The following is a 22,071-nucleotide window of genomic DNA, read 5'->3' as shown; positions in this document are numbered from 1 at the left end:
GATGAAACAGAACGCGACGACTTATAGCCAGCGCTTGTTGCGTGGCCAGTCGCCCTCGTACGAACGTCTGCAAGCGCGTCTTGCCGAAGATGGCAGCCAGATAGACGCAGAGCCTTTGGCGCTGCATTGTGGCTGGGGTCGCTTGCTGATCGGTCACACTTACCCTGATCCGGCAGCACTGGCCCAGGACCTGCTCAACGAAAAGCCCGGCGAGCGTGACATTGCCTTGTATGTGGCGGCGCCGCAGCAGGTATTGGCGCAATCGCCGCAGCAGTTGTTTCTCGACCCGTCGGACACGCTTCGTCTGTGGTTCAGCGACTACCGACCGGCGCACCGGGTGTTTCGCGGGTATCGCATCCGCCGGGCGCATAACGAAGCGGACTGGCAAGCCATCAATAACCTGTATCTGGCACGCGGCATGTTGCCCATCGACCCGGCCCTGCTCACGCCGCGCCATGAAGGTGGCCCGGTATATTGGGTGGCCGAAGATGAGGGCAGCAACACGATCATCGGCAGCGTCATGGGCCTTGACCATCAGAAAGCCTTCAATGACCCGGAAAAAGGCAGCAGCCTCTGGTGCCTGGCGGTTGACCCGCAATGCACGCGGCCCGGCGTGGGTGAAGTGCTGGTGCGGCATTTGATCGAGCACTTCATGAGCCGCGGTCTGAGCTACCTTGATCTGTCGGTATTGCATGACAACGATCAGGCCAAGGCGCTGTACGCCAAGCTGAATTTCCGTAACCTGCCGACCTTCGCCATCAAGCGCAAGAACGGCATCAATGAGTCGTTGTTCCTCGGCCCCGGTCCGCAGGCGGATTTCAATCCATATGCGCGAATCATCGTCGAGGAAGCCCATCGTCGTGGCATTGATGTACAGGTGGATGACGCGGATGCCGGCCTGTTTACCCTCAGCTATGGTGGTCGGCGGATCCGCTGCCGCGAGTCGTTGAGCGATCTGACCAGCGCGGTGAGCATGACCCTGTGTCAGGACAAAAGCCTGACCCATCGAGCGTTGAAGGCTACCAGCCTGCGCTTGCCCGCACAGCAGCGGGCAGGCAGTGCAGACGACAACCTTGCGTTTCTTGAAGAGCACGGGCAAATCGTGGTCAAGCCGCTGGATGGCGAGCAAGGCCAGGGTGTCGCCGTCGATCTGCGGACCATCGAAGACGTTCAGAGCGCTATCGAACAGGCCCGTCAGTTCGACACGCGCGTCATTCTGGAAAGCTTTCATGAAGGCCTCGACCTGCGCATCGTGGTGATCGGCTTTCAGGTGGTGGCTGCAGCGATCCGTCGTCCGGCTGAGGTCATTGGTGATGGATGCCATACCATCAAACAGTTGATCGAGGCCCAGAGCCGTCGCCGTGCCGCCGCGACTGATGGCGAAAGCCGTATTCCGATGGACCAGGAGACCGAGCGCACAGTGCGCGAGGCCGGTTTTGAGTATGCCGATATCCTGCCGATGGATCAGCGTCTGGCCGTGCGCCGCGCTGCAAACTTGCACACCGGTGGCTGCCTTGAAGATGTCACGGCCATTCTGCACCCGGTGCTCAGCGATGCAGCAGTACGTGCAGCGCGGGCTCTGGACATCCCGGTCGTCGGCCTGGACCTGATGGTGCCGGCCGCCGATCAGCCCGAGTACGTGTTCATCGAAGCCAATGAACGCGTGGGCCTTGCCAACCATGAACCACAACCCACCGCCGAACGTTTCGTCGATCTGTTGTTTCCGCACAGCCTGCCTGTGCATATCTGATCGCAGTTGCGGACACAGGCTGCAAAAGGGCTATCAGCCCTTGCGGCCTTGTGGCTTGCAACTGTTCCATAAGGAGCATCCATGACCCCTGCAAATATCCCCGATCCGGATCTGAAATACCTGCAGAAAGTTCTGTTGGAAATGCTCGCGATTCCAAGCCCGACCGGTTTTACCGACACTATCGTGCGTTACGTGGCCGAGCGTCTTGAAGAACTGGGCATCCCGTTCGAACTGACCCGCCGCGGCACGATCCGCGCCACCCTCAAGGGCAAGCAGAATAGCCCTGACCGTGCGGTATCGGCGCACCTGGACACCATCGGTGCCAGCGTTCGGGAAGTCAAAGACAATGGCCGCCTGGCACTGGCGGCAGTCGGTTGCTGGTCAAGCCGGTTTGCCGAGGGCAGCCGTGTCAGTGTATTCACCGACACGGGCGTGATTCGTGGCAGCGTTCTGCCATTGATGGCGTCCGGTCATGCGTTCAATACCGCCGTGGACGAGATGCCGATCAGTTGGGACCACGTCGAGCTGCGTCTGGATGCCTATTGCACCACACGTGCCGACTGCGAATCGCTGGGCATCGGCATCGGCGACTTTGTGGCTTTCGACCCGCTGCCGGAGTTCACCGAGAGCGGTCACATCAGTGCACGCCATCTGGATGACAAGGCCGGTGTCGCGGCGCTGCTTGCGGCGCTGAAATCCATTGTCGACAGCGGTGCAGAGCCGTTGATCGATTGCCACCCGCTGTTCACCATCACCGAAGAAACCGGTACGGGCGCAGCGGGCGTACTGCCTTGGGACGTGAGCGAGTTCGTCGGTATCGACATCGCGCCGGTTGCACCGGGCCAGCACTCCAGCGAGCACGCGGTGAGCGTGGCGATGCAGGACTCGGGCGGTCCGTACGACTACCATCTGTCCCGCCACTTGCTGCGTCTGGGCGTAGAGAACGAACTGCCGGTACGCCGTGACCTGTTTCGCTATTACTACAGCGATGCGCATTCGGCAGTGACGTCAGGGCACGACATCCGCACGGCCCTGCTGGCCTTCGGCTGCGACGCGACTCACGGTTATGAGCGCACGCACATCGATAGCCTGGCAGCGCTGAGCAAACTGCTGGGTGCTTACATATTGAGCCCACCTGTGTTCGCCAGCGATGCCAAACCGGCCCAGAGTTCACTGGAGCGGTTCAGCCATCAGATCGAACATGATGCGCAGATGGAATCCGACACCCGTGTGCCACCGGTCGACAGCCTGATCGGGCAGAATCGCGAGGAAAGTTGAGGGCCTGTGAATTGCGGTGCCTGGCACCGCAGTTCTATCATCGCTGCTCATCGACACGAGAACCGCCATGCTGATCCCCTACGACCAACTGGAACCCGACACCCTCACCCGCCTGATCGAGGATTTCGTCACCCGTGAGGGCACCGATAATGGCGACGAAACACCTCTGCAAACCCGCGTGCTGCGTGTGCGACATGCGCTGACCAAAGGCCAGGCGGTAATCTTTTTCGATCTTGAGAGTCAGCAATGTCAGTTGATGCTCAAGCACGATGTGCCCAAGGAGTTTTTTGAATAACCTTGGGCGGGCCTGAATCGGGTTTTCAATGAGGCGAACAACGTCGCCTATTGAAGCAGCGTTGTCGCTTGTTGCGAAAGTTTGTTGGCGATGCGCTTGTAGACCTCGGCTCGGTGAACCTTGATGTCTTTCGGGGAGACTGTCAGAAATTTTGTGTTCGGGCATAACATGTAGCTAGAGGTGCATGTATGCCGACCAAAAAGAAGTCCGCCAATGCAACAGCGAGGGAGTTGCCCTCGATTCCCCAAGAGCTGATCGAGCAGTTTGTTAAAGGCCCGATGAGCGCCGAAGCCATTCAAGACGCGTCCATGGCGTTCAAGAAGGCTCTGATCGAGCGTGCGCTAGGCGCCGAGCTGGGTCACCACCTTGGTTACCCTCAGGGCGCGGAGCGCCCTGAGGGGGCGACCAATCAGCGCAATGGCAAAAGCAGCAAGACGGTTCTGACCGACGACGGGCCGCTTCGCCTGGATATCCCCAGAGACCGCGATGGTAGCTTCGCCCCGATCCTGATTCCCAAGCACGAACGACGTTTTACAGGCTTCGACGACAAGATAATTGCCATGTACGCCCGGGGCATGACGGTGCGTGAGATCCGCGCTTTTCTATCTGAGCAGTATGGAACTGACGTGTCCCATGACTTCATCAGCTCAGTCACCGATGCGGTCATGGAAGAGGTGGGCGCTTGGCAGCAACGACCCTTGGAACCGATGTATCCGGTGATCTTCTTCGATGCGTTACGGGTCAAAATCCGGGACGAGGGGTTAGTGTGCAACAAGGCTATTTATCTGGCGCTGGGGGTATTACCTGATGGCACGCGCGACATTCTGGGTATATGGATCGAGAGCACCGAGGGTGCCAAGTTTTGGATGAAGGTGTTCAACGACCTCAAGACTCGTGGCGTTGAAGATGTTCTGATCGCCGTCACGGATGGCCTCAAAGGAATACCGGAGGCGTTGGGGGCGGTTTTTCCTGCCACGACGCTGCAAACCTGCATCGTGCATCTGATCCGCAACAGCTTGGACTATGCCGCTTGGGATAAACGTCGGGCACTGGCCAAAGCACTCAAGCCGATCTACCAGGCGATCAATGCCGATGTGGCTGAGCAAGAGCTTAACGCCTTTGAAGCGGGCCCCTGGGGCAAGCAGTATCCGACTGTAGTTGCTGCATGGCGTCGCGCCTGGGATCGGGTTATACCGTTTTTTGTTTTTCCGGCGGGCATTCGCAAAGTGGTTTACACGACCAATGCCATCGAGAGCATCAATGCCCAGTTACGCAAGATCATCAAGACTCGAGGGCACTTCCCGACCGATGAGGCTGCGACGAAACTGATATGGCTTGGGTTGCGCAACATCACCGCCAACTGGGGTCATGCGGCACACGACTGGAAAGTGGCAATGAATCAATTTGCGATCCTGTACGGAGACCGATTTACCAGACCGAGCTGGTAAAACAAGGGCCTGCCTGACGGCAGGCCCTAACCAGCCCGAACACAAAAAAACTGATACTCCCCTTTCGGGGCATTGATCCCGAGCCTCACCTGATTGCCGTTGATACCCAGAATCTGCACGGTGATGTCATCACCGATTGAAAACGTTTCACCAATTTCCCGCGTCAGTACCAGCATTTTTCCCACCCTTCTCGTTGCGCAAAAAGGCAGGGTGCATCGCGAAACCGAGCGCTTCAATGCGCTGATGGCAAATCAGTAACGCCCTTCAAACGCATCGGAAAAGACTGAAGGAAGGGTCTTACTTTCTAGTTAAATCTGTAGGAAATATCGCTGGCAGCCGCAGTTTTCATGCAGCAGACCAGCGCGGCCCGAGCAGAATGATAGTCGCGCCGATCACGCAGAAAGCCAGACCCAGCCAGTCCGTACCCAGCGGCCTGACCCGCTCGACCAGCCCCAGCCAGGCAATCGACGCGACGATGTAAATCCCGCCATACGCCGCATAGGCTCGTCCTGCATAGGCCGCTTCCACACGTGTCAGCAACAGCGCGAACAGTGTCAGACTGATGAGTGCCGGAATGACCCACAGCGCGCTTTTGCCTTGGCGCAGCCATAGCCAGAAGGCATAGCAGCCGAATATCTCGAACAGGGCTGCGAGAAAGAACCACAGGTAATTGAGCACGATGGACTCGCTGAAAGGGGCTGAAAGGATGGGCGCAACCCTATCAGAAAACAGCGTCCCCATGACCTTAATGACCCTGAACACCCAACGCGGCGCCACTCAAGAGGACGCAGAGCGTCCGGAACGGCATGCGACGCGGAGCGTCGCACGATAGTCAACGTACGCAACGACATGCCGACGCGAAACGTCGCGCGATAGTGAGGTTATCGTTCCGCACGCTCCAGCGTGGGAATGCAGGTCGCGACGCTCTGCGTCGCAAGAGGACGCAGAGCATCCGGAACGGCATGCGACGCGGAGCGTCGCACGATAGTCAACGTACGCAACGGCATTCCGGCCCGAAACGTCGCACGATAGTGAGGTTATCGTTCCGCACGCTCCAGCGTGGGAGCATCGCACGATAGTGAGATGCTCGCGTCCGCTTTTGAGCTGTGTCAGGCATGCCCTTTCTGCGCCTTGGCGCGCATCTTTGCGCACATGATGGTCATTTCGTCATACATCGCCTGTGGCTGGTTGCGCTTCAGGTCCCAGGCCATTCGGCCTTCTTCGTGGGGCAGGATCATGAACTCGCCTGCGGCTACTTGCCTGAAGATGTAGTCGGCAATATCTGCGGCAGTGATCGGTGACTTCTCCAGCAGTCTGCCGATCTGCGCTTTCATGGCAGGCGTCGGGCCTCGAAACGAATCCAGCAAGTTGGTCTGAAAAAACGACGGACAAACCACATGCACGGCGACGCCCTGATCATGCAGTTCAACCAGCAGGCTTTCGGAAAGTGCCACAACCCCTGCCTTGGCGACGTTGTAATTGCTCATCGCCGGGGCCTGCATCAAGGCGGCCATCGACGCAATGTTGATGATTTTGCCTTTGCTGGCCTGCAACATAGGCAAAAACGCCTTGCAGCCTTTGACGACCCCCATCAGGTTGATCGCGATCTGCCAGTCCCAGTCTTCCAGCGACAGCTCGTTGAAGAAGCCACCCGACGCCACGCCCGCGTTGTTGACGATGATGTCGATGCCGCCCAGTCGCTCTTCACATGCCTGAGCAAATGCCGTGAGCTGACTGTAATCGCGAACATCGCAACGCTGAACGAACCCGTCACCACCCGCCTCGCGCACCAGCATCAGGGTTTCCTGCAGACCGGCATCGTTGATGTCCGACAGCGCCAGCCTCCAGCCTTCGCGCGCCCAGCGCAGTGCAATTTCACGACCCAGACCTGAGCCGGCGCCAGTAATCATGATGCGGTTTTGCATAGCCGAGTGCCTTGTGATGTGCAGGAGTTGCCTGAGTGTAATCACAGCCGGGGCCCTACAACCCCACCATCAAGGCGCTGAATGCCTGGAGCAAACCCGAAGCTTATGAATGCCGCACGCGTGATACGAAACGCATCAATAACAGGCCGTACACCGACACATTGACCAACAGCACAATGCCCCCCAGCCACAGCTGTATGCCCGGCGTAAGCCCAGCCGGGTAGATCAGCGGAATCAGATAATGCTCGACGAAGCCGCCGTCATATCCTTGCTCACCGGCTGTGCGGCGCAGTGTGTTTTCCAGCGGTGTCAGTGGGCAATACAGATGCAGAAACTCAACCGCAGCCCCCCAGGCAGCTGCCGGAACGTGTAGTAATGCCAGCCACGGCCTGCTCACTACCAGCAGACCGCCGAATAGCACGAATACGATGAACAGTAGATGAAACGCGACCACGGCATCTGCCGCCACTCGATAAAACATCTGCGCGCCCTCTGCTGGATTTCAATCAGGTCATCTGTGCAAATCAGCGGAGAATTTTCACGCCATTTAGTTCAATTATTTTTAAGATAATTTCAGGCACTTTCCATCAACTAGACCCGAATTATTGTCGGACAAAAACACATCAAGCCCATGATTTTAATGATTTTTTAGATATGTAAGAAATTATTAAAAATAGATGAAACCTTTCCCGAGTGGCCATAGTCGGATGAGTCAAGCAGGCAAATTCAGTGCCGTTGGGTATGAAATTCTGTACTGCATCTGTTAACTAAATTAAATGAAAGAGGGAACTCATCATGGGCATCGGCACTATTCTTATCATCGTTCTGATTCTGTTGCTGGTTGGCGGTCTGCCGGTATTCCCGCACTCGCGCAGCTGGGGCTACGGTCCGTCGGGCATCATCGGTACTATCCTGGTGATCCTGCTGATTCTGGTATTGCTCGGCAAGATATAACCTGTTGCTTCAAGCAACAGGCAAAAGCCCCGCCTTTCCAGGCGGGGCTTTTTTTTGGCCCATGAAAAAGCAGCCCGAAGGCTGCTTCATTTACTGCTTCAGCACTTAGTGCGAAACCGCACCGCTGGCACCCAGGCCTGTTTGTGACCGGACGAATTGCGGGTAGAACAAGGCGCGCTCGCCCTCTGCCGCTTTCGACTTGTCGGTGATGGAGAAGAACCAGATACCTACGAAGGCGATGGCGATAGAAAACAGCGCCGGGTATTCGTAAGGGAAAATGGCTTTCTCGTGATGCAGGATCTGCACCCAGATGGTTGGCCCCAGGATCATCAGCACCACGGCACTGATCAGGCCCATCCAGCCGCCAATCATAGCGCCACGGGTGGTCAGGTTTTTCCAGTACATGGAAAGCAGCAGGATCGGGAAGTTGCAGCTTGCAGCGACCGAGAACGCCAGACCCACCATGAACGCGATGTTCTGACTTTCGAAGGCAATACCCAGAAGGATCGCCACGACTGCCAGCGCAATGGTGGTGATTTTCGAGATACGGATCTCGTCTTTCTCGTTGGCCTTGCCCGCTTTGATCACGCTGGCATACAGGTCATGGGAGACCGCCGAAGCACCTGCCAGGGTCAGACCGGCAACCACTGCCAGAATGGTGGCGAAGGCGACTGCCGAGATGAAGCCCAGGAACAGGCTGCCACCGACCGCATCGGCCAGGTGAACCGCTGCCATGTTGTTACCGCCCAGCAAGGCGCCCGCTGCATCCTTGAACGCCGGGTTGGTGCTGACCAGCAGGATCGCGCCAAAACCGATGATAAAGGTCAGGATGTAGAAGTAGCCGATGAAGCCGGTTGCGTACAGCACAGACTTGCGGGCTTCCTTGGCATCGCTCACGGTGAAGAAGCGCATCAGAATGTGCGGCAGGCCAGCAGTACCGAACATCAGCGCCAGACCCAGCGAGAACGCTGAAATCGGGTCTTTCACCAGACCGCCAGGGCTCATGATCGCTTCACCTTTAGGGTGAACCTTGATCGCCTCGGAGAACAGCATGTTGAAGTCGAAGTTAACGTGTTTCATAACCATCAGGGCCATGAACGACGCACCGGACAGCAACATGACCGCCTTGATGATCTGCACCCAGGTAGTGGCCAGCATACCGCCGAACAATACGTAAAGGCACATCAGGATGCCGACCAGTACCACCGCAACCGTGTAGTCCAGACCGAACAGCAGCTGGATCAGCTTGCCGGCACCGACCATTTGCGCAATCAGGTAGAACGCCACTACCACCAGCGAGCCGCAGGCGGACAAGGTGCGAATTTCCTTTTGCTTGAGGCGATACGACGCAACGTCGGCAAATGTGTATTTACCCAGGTTACGCAAGCGTTCGGCGACCAGGAACAGAATGATCGGCCAGCCCACCAGAAAGCCGATCGAGTAGATCAGGCCATCGTAGCCGGAGGTGTAGACCAGTGCGGAGATACCCAGAAAGGACGCTGCCGACATGTAATCACCGGCAATTGCCAGACCGTTCTGGAAACCGGTGATCTTGCCGCCTGCCGAGTAGTAGTCCGACGCGGTCTTGTTCTTTTTCGACGCCCAGTAGGTGATGTACAGCGTGAAGGCGACGAATACCACGAACATGACGATCGCGGCGATGTTAAGGGGTTGCTTCTGCACGGCGCCCGTCAATGCGTCTGCCGCCCAGAGAGTCGGCGCGAATGTGGCAAGGCCAAGTGCTGCTGATAGGCGCCGGATCATTGCTGAGCCTCCTTCAGGATGGCGTTGTTCAGATCATCGAATTCGCCATTGGCACGGCGAACATAGATGGCGGTCAGCACAAACGCGGAGAGGATCAGCCCTACGCCTATCGGCATTCCCCAGGTAATGGTTGAAGTCGGGCTCAACTTGGCCCCCAGAATATGGGGTCCGTACGCAATCAAAAGAATAAAGGCCGCATACAGGCCAAGCATGATCGCCGAGAGAATCCAGGCGAACCGCTCTCTTTTGGATACCAGCTCCTTGAAACGCGGGCTGTTTTGAATCGAGAGGTAAATGCTGTCGTTCATTGTTTTTGTCCTCGCAGCACAGATGAGATGTCACGTAACGCACTTTAGTCGGGTCCGGCGCGCACTCCAGACGACCTTAGTATTAGAACGACACTAGCCGCAGATGAACCTCTTTGCACGGCACAGGTCCGCCACAAGTCAGCCTGTGCAGAAAATACCGTGATCCAGAAAAGGCAAAGGCCGTCTGGCGATGGCACCAGACGGCCTTGAAACGGCTTTTGCAGAGGGCTGTAGAACTATTTAGCGGTCCATGCGGCGACCCGGTCCGGGTGCTTGGCTACCCAGTCCTTGGCAGCGGCTTCAGGTTTGGCACCGTCCTGAATCGCCAGCATCACTTCACCGATTTCATCCTTGGATGCCCACTGGAATTTTTTCAGGAAGGCCACGACCTCGGGGGCTTTTTTCTCCAGGCCAAGGCTGGCGACGTTGTCGACGGTTTCAGCTGCACCGTAGACGCCTTTAGGGTCTTCCAGGAAACGCAGTTTCCACTTGGCGAACATCCAGTGCGGCACCCAGCCGGTGACGACGATGGCTTTCTGCGCTTTCTCCGCACGAGTCAGTTCGGCAATCATGCCTGCGCCGGAACTCGCCTGCAGTTTGTAACCGTCCAGACCGTAATCCTTGATGGCCTGATCTGTCTTGAGCATAACCCCTGAACCGGCATCGATCCCGGTAATCTTCTTGTTGAAGGAAGCATCGGTCTTGAGGTCTTCGATGGTTTTGGCTTTCACGTATTCAGGCACGATCAGGCCGATTTTGGCGTCCTTGAAGTTGGGCCCGTAGTTGACGACCTGATCCTTGTACTTGGTGTAGTACTCGCCGTGAGTGCCCGGAAGCCAGGCAGACAACATCAGGTCGAGCTTGTCGGTGGCCACAGCCTGCCACATGATCCCGGCCGCGACCGATTGCAGTTTGACGTCGTAGCCAAGCTTCTGCTTGATCACTTCGGAAGCCACGAAGGTGGTGGCGACGCTGTCGGACCAGCCTTCCACATAGCCGATGGTCAGGGTTTTGGTTTCAGCAATCGCCAGCGTGGAGCTGACAGCAAGCACCAGAGCGGCACCCGCCCCCAGTATTTTTCGCATCATCATTGTCGCTTCCCCGGAAGTCTGCACCGACGGTTGTCGGGCTTCGTCAACGTTGTTTTCAAGCGCACACCCACGCTTGGCTCTCATCGTCATACACACGTTGCTTGTGATTCTGGCTGAGGGCCGTGGGAGCGAACTTGTTCGCGAAGGCTGTATCTCAGACGATGCATATTCAGAGATTGTACCGGCCCTTTCGCGAACAAGTTCGCTCCCACGCCCTGCGGGCAGAAGCTTGAAAGCATCACTTCCCGGGCTCTCCGGGGCTGATGTATAACGCAGAGCGTCCAGTGTCGGGGCACGCTGCGCTCTGATCGCCGCCACGCGCAGTGACACGCAGCAAATTGCCACCGTCATCATCAACCTGCCGGGCAAGCAGACATGCTCTGGCTACGACACTCGGGCAACGGGAAACGACAACATGCAGTCATCAGCGACAAGCGCTGCTGAAAAACGTCTCAGCCTGCTCGTTTTATAAAAGGAAACAGGATGTGTTACCGCCGACTCACATCCACCGGCCCGAACGGGTAACACGGGAACAGTTTTTCCAGCGCAGCCCACTCACCTCCTCCCGCAGAACAGCTAAATCGTTGTTTTAAAAGCACTTTAAAAAGTTGGCACAGCTTCTGCTATCTCTCTTGTACAACAAAAACAAGAAACGAAGCGGCAAACCAATAAAAACAAGACGTAACGGCTCTGACATAACAAGAACAAAACGGACAGAGGCGCAGCTAACAGATTTTTTTGGAGTGGATCAGCTTTACAGGGACCTTTCGGTGAAAGGCCTCGCGACCGGACAGAGAACAATAAAACTACCTTCAGGTAGCTTCCGAACCGGTGGGATCACGATGTTGTGCAGACAGGTGATTAAAGCGAGTCAGCGCTCAAAAAAATACGTTTGCTCTTGACCCCGGATGGGGGTCGCTCAACAACGCTGTAAAGGGACTGGCCATCAACAACAATAACAGGCCGCCCTACAACAATAAAAAGAGCAGGTAAAACACATTGGAGGAGAGCTACGGCTCTCCTTTGTGTTTTTCGTCCACAGGAAGCTGCAGCGTAGCGGCATGTAGCGGCAGTCAGTCCCCCGCCTGTATGGTCAAACCGAGCCAATCTACGTCGCCTGCGAAAAATAAACCGCATAACTGCATTGCAAAATCCAAAGAACGTGTATTGTTCCGTCATAATTTACACGGTTAACCGGTGGATGCGGCACTTTGGCACTACACCTTGGTCATAGCCTGCGTATCTCATCAGCACTTCTTTCCCAAGGGATTTAGTCATGCTCCGTTTTCTGCGCTTCGCTACCGTTATAGGTGGCTTGTGTTTAAGTGCGTCCGCTCTGGCAACCACCGTCGACTCTGCTACCTATGGCTACCCGCTGACTAATCCGTTTGAAGCGACCATTGCGACCACACCGCCTGATCTGCGCCCCGATCTGCCTGACGATGAAGACATCGATCAGGACGTCTACACCCTGAACCTGCATCCCGAGCGCGAGTTCACCCTGCCGGACAACTTCTGGGCGGTAAAAAAGCTGCACTATCGCCTGGCGAAGCAGGACCATGCCGCCCCGCTGATCTTCCTGATCGCCGGCACCGGTGCGCCGTATAACAGCACCATCAATGAATTCCTGAAAAAACTCTATTACGGCGCGGGCTACCACGTCGTGCAGCTGTCTTCGCCCACCAGCTACGACTTCATGAGTTCGGCCTCGCGCTTCGCCACTCCTGGCGTCTCCACCGACGACGCAGAAGACATTTATCGCGTCATGCAGGCCATTCGTGCCCAGCAGGCGCAACTGCCGGTGACCGACTATTACCTGACCGGTTACAGCCTCGGCGCACTGAATGCCGCCTTCGTCAGCAAACTGGATGAAACCCGCCGCAGCTTCAACTTCAAGAAAGTGCTGCTGCTCAACCCGCCGGTCAACCTTTACACCTCGATCAGCAACCTCGACAAACTGGTGCAGACCAACGTCAAGGGCATCAACAACACCACCACGTTCTACGAGCTGGTGCTGGCCAAGCTGACCCGTTACTTCCGGCAAAAGGGTTATATCGACCTCAACGATGCACTGCTGTTCGACTTTCAGCAGTCCAAGCAGCACCTGACCAATGAGCAGATGGCGATGCTGATCGGTACCTCGTTCCGCTTCTCGTCGGCCGACATCGCGTTCACCTCGGACCTGATCAACCGTCGCGGCCTGATCACGCCACCAAAATTCCCTATCTCTGAAGGCACCAGCCTGACGCCGTTCCTCAAGCGTGCCCTGCAATGCGACTTCGATTGCTACCTGACCGAACAGGTCATTCCGATGTGGCGCGCCCGCACTGACGGCGGTAGCCTGCTGCAGCTGGTCGACCAGGTCAGTCTTTACGCACTCAAGGATTACCTGCACAGCAACACCAAGATTGCCGTCATGCACAACGCTGACGATGTGATTCTGGGCTCGGGTGATCTGGGCTTCCTGCGCAAGACCTTCGGGGATCGTCTGACCGTTTATCCGTACGGCGGGCATTGCGGCAACCTTAATTACCGCGTCAACACCGACGCCATGCTGGAGTTTTTCCGTGGCTAAACGTCTTTTACTTCTTGCCGCTCTGCTCTGTGCCGGCACAGTCCAGGCCGCTGACGCGGATACCAGCAACAAGGCTCAGCACCCGGCCACTGTGGCCCGTCAGACCGATGCTGACGGTTTCACTCAACCGCTGAAGTCACTGCAATTCAACCCGGGGCTGGATCAGCGTGAGTTCGAGCGCGCCTCCATTAACGCGCTGGAAGTCTACGACCCGCTGGAATCCTGGAACCGTCGGGTGTACCACTTCAACTACCGCTTTGATGAATGGGTGTTCCTGCCGGTCGTGGACGGCTATCGCTACATCACACCCGGCTTCGTACGCAGCGGCGTGAGCAACTTTTTCAGCAACCTGGGCGACATCTCCAACCTGCTGAACAGCCTGCTGCAGTTCAAGGGTGAGCGTTCGCTGGACACCACTGGCCGTCTGCTGCTCAACACCACCATCGGCATCGCCGGTCTGTGGGACCCGGCGACCATGATGGGCCTGCCGCGCCAGAGCGAAGACTTCGGCCAGACGCTGGGCTTTTATGGTGTTCCTGCCGGCCCTTATCTGGTGTTGCCATTGTTCGGTCCATCGAACCTGCGTGACACGGGCGGTATGCTGTTTGACTACACGGCTGAAAACCAGATCAACTTCCTGAACGTTGCCGAAGTCAGCGACGACCATCCGGAAATCACCGTGCTGCGTGCGATTGATCGCCGGTATGTCACCAGCTTCCGTTATGGCCAGCTTAACTCGCCATTCGAGTACGAGAAAGTGCGTTACGTCTATACCGAGTCGCGCAAACTGCAGATCGCCGAGTAAGCGAAACGCAATAAAGGACGGCCAGCCGGAGTGATCCTGCTGGCCGTTTTTTATGGGCACTTTTACCTGCCGGGCCACTCACATTCCTCGGGCACACAGGCCTCGATCCATCTCCATTTAACAGACAAACAAGGAATTTCCATGCGGTCTTTCGGTTTCAAGGCAATTGTTGTGTGTGTCGCACTGGCAGCCTGCCAGAGCATGGTCAGCGTTCAGGCCGCGACCAAGCCCCAGGCCGCTGCGCCTGCCGCCGCTGCGGTACAAAAGGCGTCGCTGCTGGGTGGCAAACTGGCGTTTACCATTCCTGCGGGCTACGTGCAGGGCGAGATGCCCGAGATTGACGCGAAGGCAAAAGCTCAGGGGGTGACGGGTGCGCTGTACACCAATGCCGCTGAAAAACGCGTGCTGATCGTTACCGAGACGCCTATGCCAATGGGCGTGCAGGCAAGCGACAACGACGGCGTAGTGCTTGATGGCTTGGTCACCGGGATACTTGCCCAGCAGAGTACCGGCTACAAAGACTTCAAAAAGCTGGGTGATAAAAAGATCGTCAAGAAGAACGGTCTGGGTGTACGGCAGCTGGATACCTCGGCGACCATGAGCGACGCCCAGGTTCTGAGCACATCGATCATTGCTGCTTCGGGTGCCCGCGCAGCCGTGCTCAACGTGGTCTCCAACGCGAAAAACCCGAAGGAACACGCAGCGCTGGTGAAGGCCGTCATAGGCGAATGATTCGAGCATCGGGTGGCTCTGACCAGTATGGCTTAATCCACCCGCAACGCCTCTGACAGTCGCTCAACCAGCGCCTGCACCTTGGGCAATGACTCGCGGTTGCGCGGCCAGGCCAGATGCAGCGCCAAACCGTCAGTGGCCAGTTGTGGAAGGATCTCCACCAACTCGCCACGCTGCAACTGCTCCCTGATCAGCCAGGTCGCCAGCTGCGCAATGCCCCACGCCGAAGTCACCGCAGCCACTTGGGCTTCGCCGTTGCCGATAACCAGCCGCGCTTCGACAGCGCGAGCCTCACGCTGCCCTTGGTCGTCAACAAACAACCAAGGGCTGGTGCTGCCATCGCCACGACCAAACAGAATACATGCGTGACTGGCAAGGTCCTCGAACGTCGTCGGTATGCCGTGCCGCTCCAGATAAGCCGGTGCCGCACAGAAGATCACGCGCTCGGTGCCCAGGTAACGGTGCGCCACGCCCGCTGGCCAGACAGCAGGACCGCCGATGCGCACGGCCAGGTCGATACCTTCCTCAAGAATGTCGACGAAACGATCAGTGAAGGTTATCCGCGGGCGCAGCTTGTGATGCTGCCCGGTGAAGGCGAGGATCAGTGGCAGAGCGTGCAAACGACCAAAGGTCGCAGGTAGATCGATACGCAGTTGTCCGGCGGGCTCTGTACGCTGCGCCGCCAGCGCGGTTTCGGCAGCCTCCAGGTCGGCAAGCATGCGCGTGCACACAGCGTGATAGGCCGCCCCCTCCTCGGTCAGCGCGAGACTTCGGGTAGTGCGCTCGAACAGACGCATGCCCAGGCGGCTCTCCAGGCGTGCAACGCTTTTGCTGACTGCGGAATTGGTCAGACTCAAGCGGTCAGCGGCTGCCGTAAAGCTCCCAGCATTGGCAACGGCGACAAACGTTTCGATGCCCTTGAGGCGGTCAGTGGACAGCACATGGAAGACCAATTAGTGAATTTAAGTCCATAATGTACGGAATATTTGCCAAAGATAGGAATCATTTTCTGCAATAAGCTGGCGAACTTATTTTTTATGGGTTCGTATCATGCCGTCTCTGGAAACTGCCGCCTCCGGCACCAATAGCGAAAGCTCGACCGGTGCTGGCTTGTCCATCGCGATCCTGGCGCTGGCTGGCTTCGTAATCGTTACCACTGAATTTCTCATCATAGGCCTGCTGCCTTCACTGGCCCGCGATCTGGGAATTTCCATTTCTACTGCCGGTTTGCTGGTCACGCTATTCGCCTTCACGGTGATGCTGTTTGGCCCGCCGCTGACAGCCATGCTTTCGCACCTGGACCGCAAGCGTACGTTCATCGCCATCCTGCTGATTTTCGCGGCCTCCAACGCTCTGGCTGCGGTGTCGAGCAACATCTGGGTGCTGGCACTGGCGCGATTCATTCCAGCATTGGCGTTGCCGGTGTTCTGGGGCACCGCCAGTGAAACCGCAAGCCTGCTGGCCGGACCGAAGCGCGCTGGCAAGGCTGTAGCGCAGGTCTACCTCGGTATCTCCGCCGCGATGCTGTTCGGCATCCCGCTGGGCACCGTATTTGCCGATGCAGTGGGCTGGCGCGGCGCGTTCTGGGCGCTGACGCTGCTGTCTGCATTAATGGCAGTGCTGCTGGCGTTGTCGATGCCACGTATTGAACCTACCGCAAAGGTAGGCCTCGCCGAGCAGGCAAAAATCCTGCGAGATCCGCTGTTCCTCGCCAACCTGCTACTGTCCATTTTGCTGTTCACTGCCATGTTTGGCGCCTACACCTACCTGGCAGATACGCTGGAACGCATCGCAGGTATCGAGTCGGCTCAAGTAGGTTGGTAGTTAATGGGCTTTGGTGCAGTCGGCCTGATCGGCAATGCGTTGGGTGGCCGGTATGTGGACCGCAGCCCGCTGGGCTCAACCATGGTGTTTGCGCTGCTGCTGGCGCTGGGCATGACCGCAAGCGTACCTGCCGCAGGCTCGATGCCGTTACTGGCCGTGGTGCTGGTGATTTGGGGCATTGCCCACACAGCGTTGTTCCCTATCTGTCAGATCAGGGTGATGAAAGCGGCACCGCAGGCCCAGGCACTGGCAGGAACCTTGAACGTCTCGGCCGCCAACGCAGGTATAGGTCTGGGATCGATCATTGGCGGTCTGACCATTGAGCATCTGGGCCTGAATGCAGTTGGATATGTCGCAGCCGTCGTTGCATTGCTGGCCATTGCTGTCGCCTGGATGACCGGGATTCAGAAAAACAAGACAGCCGCATAACCTGGCCCGGCTCGATTAGCCGGATGTCACCGGGCAGTACTTTTGCAAAGACGCAACTACACTGCCCGGTTATTCCAATGTGCCGCTGCTTGTATGTTTCGTCATATTTTTGAACCTGTTTCCTGGCTGTTTTTGTCAGTTAATTGACTCCGGAACAGGCAAGCCTTCCCAATGTGCAGCTAATTGACACAGCACTGCAAAATGCTCTTCCCATGACACTGTCGAACGCTCAAACTCCAGCCTTTCGGTCAAGGAGTCATGGTTTCTGACCGATTCAAGACGTTATGTCCGGTAAGGAACTATGAGCTCATATCACCGCAAGGGACTGGCATTCGCCAAGCGGATCTACGCGCCGAGATCTCTCGGTGTCAGCGTTGGCTTTATTACTGTCGCTGTGTCTTTATATTACGTGAATGCCGCACACTGGCTTTGGACGCTGGCACTGCTCAATGCCTTGGTCTGGCCACATGTTGCTTAGAGGGTGTAGACAAAATAAATTAAACTTTCACTCCCTTGTCTGAATAGCCCTCAAGCCATGCCTAAAACCGGACGTCCTCGCTCGATTGCCGCCGAGCACTATCCCGTGCTGGTGAAACTCGCTCATGCACAGCCCTATTCCAGCCAGGCCGAATTGGCGCTCGTATTCTTCGCCGAAACCGGTATCACTGCGCATCCCGACACCTTTGCAAAAGCGTTGAAAATGGCAGGGATTACGCGTGTAAAGCAGCGGGCCAAGGGAAGTTTTCAGTCACCTGAACCTAATAAAGCCTATGGCTACAATGAAACCCACCGCCGCCAACTGCCGGAGCAGCTATATCCGAGTTGCTTGACAGATACCGAGTGGGCACTGGTCGCCGACCTGTTTGAAAGCCAGGGCGGACGAGGAGTGCCACCGCTTCACTCTCGGCGCACGTTGCTGGAAGCCTGTTGCTATGTCGTACGCACGGGGTGCTCATGGCGAATGCTACCCCGCGATTTTCCTCATTGGGACAATGTCTACAAAACGTTCCGCCGGTGGAGCGCTCAAGGCAAGTTCGAGCAAATGCATGATCGCTTGCGAGCTCAATGGCGTGAGCGGGAAGAACGCGCTGACAGCCCGTCAGCAGCGATCCTGGATTCACAGTCGACCCGCAGTTCTCCTCAAGGCGGTGACAGCGGCTACGACGCGGAAAAAAAAGTCAAGGGGCGTAAACGAAGTCTGATTGTCGATACATTGGGCCTGCTGCTGGCTGTCAGTATCAGTGCTGCAAGCGTGCAGGATCGTGACGCGGCGGATGATGCGGTGGCGTACTCGAAGGAAAAATATCCGTCACTGAGCACGCTTTTTGTTGATAGTGCGTACGCAGGAAAATGGGCACAGCGCACCCATCAACTGCACGCTATCGATGTTCAAGTGATCCGTGGCCCGAATAACAGAAGAACAGGGCAATGGCACTCTGAACAAGGCGATCTATTTTCCGTGGAGCCTGTTCAGACTGGATTTGTGGTCATGCCCAAGCGATGGGTAGTGGAGCGAACTCATGCCTGGAATGAGAGAGCTCGGCGACTGATCATGCATCATGATCGCCTTTTTGCGGTAAGCGAGGCATGGGTTTGGTTGGCCGAGGCTCGAATACTCGCGCGCCGACTCACTACATGATTTTGTCTACACCCTCTTACCAGATTGCGAAAAAGTCGCGCGAACCCTATCAGGCTGAATGGCGCAATCTGCTCTTCGATTCGCTGATGGGCGGGTTCTGGATTGGCGCGATGGGCTTCAGTGCCGTTCCCGGCGTTACGGTCATCGCGATGATGGCCATGCATAACATGGCTGCTGCCGGGCCACGCCTTATGCTGCAAGGCTTGTGCGCACAGGCACTGGGTGTACTGATCTCGCTGGCCTTGCTCAACCCTGCTGTCAATCTGCATGGCAACATGGCACAGATCTACGCCTGCCTTCCCGTACTGGTGATTTACCCTATTTTCATCGGCTGGATGAGCCATCAGGTCACCCTGAAGCTCTGGGAGCATCGCAACATCCTGCGCAAAATAAGCCGCACCGACAGCCTCACTGGACTGCTCAATCATGGCGCATGGAAAGACCTGCTTGATCTGGAGTACGTAAAAAGCCAGAACCAGCATCAGCAGTGCGTCATCGCACTGATCGACATTGACCATTTCAAAGTCATCAACGATACCTATGGCCACCTCATGGGCGATACAGTGCTGCAGAACATCAGTGAAGCACTGATGGAAAACCTGCGTGACTCGGATCTGATCGGACGTTGTGGCGGGGATGAGTTCTGCGTCATTCTGCCGGACACCCACTTGTTTCAAGCGCGGGAAATCCTGGAGCGCACGCGTCTGGCGATAGATGAAATGACCTACTCTCTGCAGCGCGATCTCAAGGTCAGCCTCAGTATCGGCATAGCCGCCTACTCTCCTGAACTGCCGGATGCCTCATCCTGGTTGCACGAAGCAGACAAGGCGCTGTACCTCGCCAAAAGCACTGGTCGCAACTGCGTGGCCAGCGCTCAGGATATGCCGTCAGAGCTCCAGCCACTGAGTGCCGATGCCTGACCGGTCAACGCCGGTTCTTGAACAGGACGTCAAACAGGGATGAGAAGTTCTTGATACCCATTGCCTTCATGAACGAGTTGCGCATGTCTTCTCGCAGGCTTTCCAGGGTGATTTCCTTGGGTTTTGCGGTTTTTTGAGCGGGGATGCCGGTTTCCCGAATGTCACCCTCGCCAGGGGCGTACTTTTCCTTTGACAGAGTTCTAATGTAGTCGTTTTTCTGGCTTTTATAGGTAGCATAGTCAGGTCCAAGTTGCTGGTCCCTTTCCCCCGACGTCGAAAAACGATTGATGACTTTTTCCATGAACTCAAAGTGGTTGTGACCAAGGGCACCGTAGTCTTTGTCCGTGATAAAACGAATAAAACCCTGATCCAGCCGTGTTGTTGTTAAAGCGCTTCCCTCAATAATACGCTTGGCCGTCGCCGCATTTGTATCTGTAAAACTGTAAAAGACCTTGTGCCCTTCCATGTCATAGGTCTTGCCTTCGTTATGACGAGACCAGATCCTTCCATCGTCTTTCTCCCTGTAGGATGCCAGCCCAAACGCCAAGTCATCGACGTAGAAAAGATCAGCCCCCTGATCTCTGGCCCACTCATAAACCTCGCCAAGAAGCCTTCGGTCATCCCGTGTTAAAAAAGAGGTTTCAGGCATGGACGTGCCGCACTCTGCCTTACCTAGCATGGGTGCTGGAAATTTAGGGTCTGTCAGTCCGAAAATTCTCTGTTTGAGAATCGCCCCGCCGCTGATTGTCACGGAGGGGTCCAGAAAGTCTGGACGACTGGATGAGCTAGCAAGAATGGGTATTTTTTTAGAGGCTATTTTTTCATCAAGTTGCCTTGCTGTTACCAGCGCTTCTATTCCAGAGCTGATTACCCGCATAATGTGGACTCCTGGCCTATAGAACCCCTGACGTTTATCGTCAGGGGTCGACAATCAATACGTTAAATGAAAGGTGACTGTTTCCGCCCCCAACGGCTTACTTTGCCAAGGTCCACTTTCAGCGTTGTGCCGAATGATCACATCCGACGCGTAGCTAAAACCGAGATTATTGAAGAGCTCAGTACTACCTAGAGCGCCAGGAATAATAGTTACACAATCGATATCGTGTACACCCGTGGTTCGAAAGCAAAGATTGGCGCGCTCACCTTTACTGTCCGGAAATGATGTCGCCGTCCATGAGATTTTCCGCAATCGGGAGTTATTGGCCGCCCCGCGAGGGTAATCGGACAATCTCAACTGGTGCCTGGAGAATGCATTATGCCCAGGTCCGTTTATAGTCGTAGGTGTTCTTGTAGTTGTCACCGAGTAATCTGCAGATTGACTGGCCGAAGACAAAAACAACAGCAACAGAGGTACTAATTTTTTTCATAACACTTTTCCCAATGTTTTATCATTAAAAACACGCGGCATTTGCGATTCTTCTTACTACTCTTTTATTGTATAAGCCACTGATAAAAACATGCGGTATTTAATGCTACGCCTTCAAAAAGCTCGAAAAAATTTAAAACCGTTACTGAAAAAATCGTAAACCCCGAACAGCTTTATATATCCATATCAAATACTTTTCAGAAAAAGCCTTAGCCCGTGGACATCCAGAGCGGGTTCTCAATCAATCGAAAACTCAAAAGAGGAAAGATTTTCCAACAGCCATGCAGGGGTATGTACTTCAAGCAGTGTGCTAATGGGCTGCTCCATGATCAACTTGCCGTAGAGGGTTTCTTCCTGCTCCAGATGAGCAAGCTGGACGGCGCGGTAATTGAGCGGGTAGATGCTCTTTTCGATCGGCAGCAATCGGTCGAAGTGTTCGAGCAGGCCGTGGAAGACGATTCGTCGCTCGACCGTGTTCCGTGTGGTGGCAATCAGTTTGACGAAGTACTCGCTGTCCTGGTGCCGCAGTGCTTCACCGGCAGTGTAGCGCTCGACCAGCGTGTGCAGCGATGCGTCATCGAACACGATGCAGCACAGGTCTTCGCGCAACAGGCCTTTGAACGGGTTATCGACCGCTGGCCGGCGGCCGTGCAAGCCCAGGATGAACTGTACAGCCTGCTCGGCCAGCCATTTGCGCTTGCGCCCCTCAAGCCGCTCGACCTCTTCGATCAACGGGGCCTGGCGTCCATGCGAGCGAACCTGTCGGCAGAGTTTGGCAAACAGGCCAACGGGGCCGGACAGTTTTTTCTGTTGCTCGGCAAGTTGCGTCACCGAAAGTGCCGACTGACGGGTTGCCAGGCGATGGAAGTCTGTTGTGAGATTCAAACCGGGCCGATGCGGATCCAGCCGCAATGACTGATCGGACTCAGACCGGCCCCGAACAAAACAAACAGTCATGATTGCTCCTT

The 22,071-nt window shown here is 56.2% G+C and carries 19 protein-coding genes and 4 pseudogenes; 12 read left to right on the top strand and 11 right to left on the bottom strand.

Going from position 1 to position 22,071, the window contains the following annotated elements:
- The first annotated feature begins 1 nt into the window (after position 1).
- The 3 genes from ngg to FFH21_RS07935 all read left to right on the top strand — a co-directional run bounded on the left by ngg (position 2) and on the right by FFH21_RS07935 (position 3,323).
- Complete coding sequence (gene ngg / locus FFH21_RS07945) at positions 2-1,750, top strand: N-acetylglutaminylglutamine synthetase (RefSeq protein WP_011168086.1); 1,749 nt, start codon at positions 2-4, stop codon at positions 1,748-1,750.
- An 81-nt stretch (positions 1,751-1,831) separates the two neighbouring features.
- Entirely contained in the window at positions 1,832-3,028 is a 1,197-nt protein-coding gene (locus FFH21_RS07940) for an osmoprotectant NAGGN system M42 family peptidase (protein ID WP_002552559.1), read from the top strand.
- A 67-nt stretch (positions 3,029-3,095) separates the two neighbouring features.
- Positions 3,096-3,323 (top strand): YheU family protein, encoded by a 228-nt coding sequence (locus FFH21_RS07935; protein WP_003314533.1) that lies wholly within the window; start codon positions 3,096-3,098, stop codon positions 3,321-3,323.
- Between the two features lie 47 nt (positions 3,324-3,370).
- On the opposite strand, the pseudogene FFH21_RS07930 reads toward FFH21_RS07935, so the two are convergent.
- Positions 3,371-3,460: pseudogene (locus FFH21_RS07930) on the bottom strand (carbon storage regulator); the annotation flags it as partial.
- A 51-nt stretch (positions 3,461-3,511) separates the two neighbouring features.
- Between FFH21_RS07930 and FFH21_RS07925 the strand changes: the two are divergent.
- Positions 3,512-4,771 (top strand): IS256-like element ISPsy17 family transposase, encoded by a 1,260-nt coding sequence (locus FFH21_RS07925; protein WP_004663377.1) that lies wholly within the window; start codon positions 3,512-3,514, stop codon positions 4,769-4,771.
- A 62-nt stretch (positions 4,772-4,833) separates the two neighbouring features.
- On the opposite strand, the pseudogene FFH21_RS07915 reads toward FFH21_RS07925, so the two are convergent.
- From FFH21_RS07915 to FFH21_RS07895, 4 genes and pseudogenes are all read right to left on the bottom strand, one after another.
- A pseudogene (locus FFH21_RS07915) lies at positions 4,834-4,947 on the bottom strand (carbon storage regulator); the annotation flags it as partial.
- A 169-nt stretch (positions 4,948-5,116) separates the two neighbouring features.
- Complete coding sequence (locus FFH21_RS07910; protein WP_011168084.1) at positions 5,117-5,449, bottom strand: YnfA family protein; 333 nt, start codon at positions 5,447-5,449, stop codon at positions 5,117-5,119.
- Positions 5,450-5,880: 431 nt separating this feature from the next.
- A complete protein-coding gene (locus FFH21_RS07900; protein ID WP_005746252.1) occupies positions 5,881-6,696 on the bottom strand; it encodes an SDR family oxidoreductase in 816 nt (271 codons plus the stop codon).
- Between the two features lie 103 nt (positions 6,697-6,799).
- Positions 6,800-7,177: a DUF2784 domain-containing protein gene (locus tag FFH21_RS07895; RefSeq protein WP_004664232.1), complete on the bottom strand. Its 378-nt coding sequence runs from the start codon at positions 7,175-7,177 to the stop codon at positions 6,800-6,802.
- Between the two features lie 314 nt (positions 7,178-7,491).
- Between FFH21_RS07895 and FFH21_RS07890 the strand changes: the two genes are divergently transcribed.
- On the top strand, positions 7,492-7,650 hold the full coding sequence (locus FFH21_RS07890; RefSeq protein ID WP_002552554.1) for a DUF3309 family protein: 159 nt from the start codon (positions 7,492-7,494) through the stop codon (positions 7,648-7,650).
- 105 nt (positions 7,651-7,755) lie between these two features.
- Here the strand turns inward: FFH21_RS07890 and FFH21_RS07885 are convergent, their stop codons facing one another.
- The 3 genes from FFH21_RS07885 to FFH21_RS07875 form a co-directional block, all read right to left on the bottom strand.
- Positions 7,756-9,414: a cation acetate symporter gene (locus FFH21_RS07885; RefSeq protein WP_011168083.1), complete on the bottom strand. Its 1,659-nt coding sequence runs from the start codon at positions 9,412-9,414 to the stop codon at positions 7,756-7,758.
- Positions 9,411-9,722, bottom strand: a complete 312-nt coding sequence (locus FFH21_RS07880) for a DUF485 domain-containing protein (RefSeq protein WP_002552552.1) — start codon at positions 9,720-9,722, stop codon at positions 9,411-9,413. Before FFH21_RS07880 ends, FFH21_RS07885 begins: the two co-directional genes overlap by 4 nt.
- A 236-nt stretch (positions 9,723-9,958) precedes the next feature.
- Complete coding sequence (locus FFH21_RS07875; RefSeq protein WP_002552551.1) at positions 9,959-10,813, bottom strand: glycine betaine ABC transporter substrate-binding protein; 855 nt, start codon at positions 10,811-10,813, stop codon at positions 9,959-9,961.
- A 1,276-nt stretch (positions 10,814-12,089) separates the two neighbouring features.
- On the opposite strand from FFH21_RS07875, the gene FFH21_RS07870 reads away from it, so the two are divergent.
- The 3 genes from FFH21_RS07870 (at position 12,090) to FFH21_RS07860 (ending at position 14,925) form a co-directional block, all read left to right on the top strand.
- Positions 12,090-13,388 carry a serine protein kinase PrkA gene (locus FFH21_RS07870; RefSeq protein WP_005733991.1) on the top strand — a complete coding sequence of 433 codons (1,299 nt, stop codon included), beginning with the start codon at positions 12,090-12,092 and terminating at the stop codon, positions 13,386-13,388.
- Positions 13,381-14,193, top strand: a complete 813-nt coding sequence (locus FFH21_RS07865) for a VacJ family lipoprotein (protein ID WP_011168082.1) — start codon at positions 13,381-13,383, stop codon at positions 14,191-14,193. Before FFH21_RS07870 ends, FFH21_RS07865 begins: the two co-directional genes overlap by 8 nt.
- A 141-nt stretch (positions 14,194-14,334) precedes the next feature.
- Complete coding sequence (locus FFH21_RS07860) at positions 14,335-14,925, top strand: polyribonucleotide nucleotidyltransferase (polynucleotide phosphorylase) (RefSeq protein WP_002552548.1); 591 nt, start codon at positions 14,335-14,337, stop codon at positions 14,923-14,925.
- A 32-nt stretch (positions 14,926-14,957) separates the two neighbouring features.
- Here the strand turns inward: FFH21_RS07860 and FFH21_RS07855 are convergent, their stop codons facing one another.
- Entirely contained in the window at positions 14,958-15,866 is a 909-nt protein-coding gene (locus tag FFH21_RS07855) for a LysR family transcriptional regulator (RefSeq protein ID WP_011168080.1), read from the bottom strand.
- Between the two features lie 109 nt (positions 15,867-15,975).
- Here FFH21_RS07855 and FFH21_RS07850 point away from each other — a divergent pair.
- From FFH21_RS07850 to FFH21_RS07835, 4 genes and pseudogenes are all read left to right on the top strand, one after another.
- Positions 15,976-17,178 (top strand): annotated as a pseudogene (locus tag FFH21_RS07850) (MFS transporter).
- Between the two features lie 301 nt (positions 17,179-17,479).
- A pseudogene (locus FFH21_RS07845) lies at positions 17,480-17,653 on the top strand (MASE2 domain-containing protein); the annotation flags it as partial.
- A 60-nt stretch (positions 17,654-17,713) separates the two neighbouring features.
- The gene (locus tag FFH21_RS07840) at positions 17,714-18,817 is read left to right on the top strand and encodes an IS5-like element ISPsy19 family transposase (protein ID WP_011167789.1); all 1,104 of its coding nucleotides are present in this window, start codon (positions 17,714-17,716) and stop codon (positions 18,815-18,817) included.
- Positions 18,814-19,737 carry a diguanylate cyclase gene (locus FFH21_RS07835; protein WP_019740860.1) on the top strand — a complete coding sequence of 308 codons (924 nt, stop codon included), beginning with the start codon at positions 18,814-18,816 and terminating at the stop codon, positions 19,735-19,737. Before FFH21_RS07840 ends, FFH21_RS07835 begins: the two co-directional genes overlap by 4 nt.
- Before the next feature lie 4 nt (positions 19,738-19,741).
- On the opposite strand, the gene FFH21_RS07830 is transcribed toward FFH21_RS07835, so the two are convergent.
- Positions 19,742-20,614 (bottom strand): hypothetical protein, encoded by an 873-nt coding sequence (locus FFH21_RS07830; RefSeq protein WP_004657629.1) that lies wholly within the window; start codon positions 20,612-20,614, stop codon positions 19,742-19,744.
- Between the two features lie 726 nt (positions 20,615-21,340).
- Positions 21,341-22,060: a hypothetical protein gene (locus FFH21_RS07820; protein ID WP_004664217.1), complete on the bottom strand. Its 720-nt coding sequence runs from the start codon at positions 22,058-22,060 to the stop codon at positions 21,341-21,343.
- Positions 22,061-22,071 lie beyond the last annotated feature (11 nt).

It is taken from the genome of Pseudomonas sp. KBS0707, from assembly GCF_005937945.2.
Lineage (GTDB): Bacteria > Pseudomonadota > Gammaproteobacteria > Pseudomonadales > Pseudomonadaceae > Aquipseudomonas > Aquipseudomonas amygdali.
This window is presented reverse-complemented; position numbering and strand designations above follow the sequence as displayed.

What these genes read in the sequence shown, in the direction of transcription:
- FFH21_RS07830 (WP_004657629.1), bottom strand. Translation starts at nt 20,614, where the DNA reads ATGCGGGTAATCAGCTCTGGAATAGAAGCGCTGGTAACAGCAAGGCAA.
- FFH21_RS07885 (WP_011168083.1), bottom strand. Translation starts at nt 9,414, where the DNA reads ATGATCCGGCGCCTATCAGCAGCACTTGGCCTTGCCACATTCGCGCCG.
- FFH21_RS07870 (WP_005733991.1), top strand. Translation starts at nt 12,090, where the DNA reads ATGCTCCGTTTTCTGCGCTTCGCTACCGTTATAGGTGGCTTGTGTTTA.
- FFH21_RS07940 (WP_002552559.1), top strand. Translation starts at nt 1,832, where the DNA reads ATGACCCCTGCAAATATCCCCGATCCGGATCTGAAATACCTGCAGAAA.
- FFH21_RS07895 (WP_004664232.1), bottom strand. Translation starts at nt 7,177, where the DNA reads ATGTTTTATCGAGTGGCGGCAGATGCCGTGGTCGCGTTTCATCTACTG.
- FFH21_RS07875 (WP_002552551.1), bottom strand. Translation starts at nt 10,813, where the DNA reads ATGATGATGCGAAAAATACTGGGGGCGGGTGCCGCTCTGGTGCTTGCT.
- ngg (WP_011168086.1), top strand. Translation starts at nt 2, where the DNA reads ATGAAACAGAACGCGACGACTTATAGCCAGCGCTTGTTGCGTGGCCAG.
- FFH21_RS07880 (WP_002552552.1), bottom strand. Translation starts at nt 9,722, where the DNA reads ATGAACGACAGCATTTACCTCTCGATTCAAAACAGCCCGCGTTTCAAG.
- FFH21_RS07835 (WP_019740860.1), top strand. Translation starts at nt 18,814, where the DNA reads ATGATTTTGTCTACACCCTCTTACCAGATTGCGAAAAAGTCGCGCGAA.
- FFH21_RS07925 (WP_004663377.1), top strand. Translation starts at nt 3,512, where the DNA reads ATGCCGACCAAAAAGAAGTCCGCCAATGCAACAGCGAGGGAGTTGCCC.
- FFH21_RS07900 (WP_005746252.1), bottom strand. Translation starts at nt 6,696, where the DNA reads ATGCAAAACCGCATCATGATTACTGGCGCCGGCTCAGGTCTGGGTCGT.
- FFH21_RS07935 (WP_003314533.1), top strand. Translation starts at nt 3,096, where the DNA reads ATGCTGATCCCCTACGACCAACTGGAACCCGACACCCTCACCCGCCTG.
- FFH21_RS07860 (WP_002552548.1), top strand. Translation starts at nt 14,335, where the DNA reads ATGCGGTCTTTCGGTTTCAAGGCAATTGTTGTGTGTGTCGCACTGGCA.
- FFH21_RS07820 (WP_004664217.1), bottom strand. Translation starts at nt 22,060, where the DNA reads ATGACTGTTTGTTTTGTTCGGGGCCGGTCTGAGTCCGATCAGTCATTG.
- FFH21_RS07840 (WP_011167789.1), top strand. Translation starts at nt 17,714, where the DNA reads ATGCCTAAAACCGGACGTCCTCGCTCGATTGCCGCCGAGCACTATCCC.
- FFH21_RS07890 (WP_002552554.1), top strand. Translation starts at nt 7,492, where the DNA reads ATGGGCATCGGCACTATTCTTATCATCGTTCTGATTCTGTTGCTGGTT.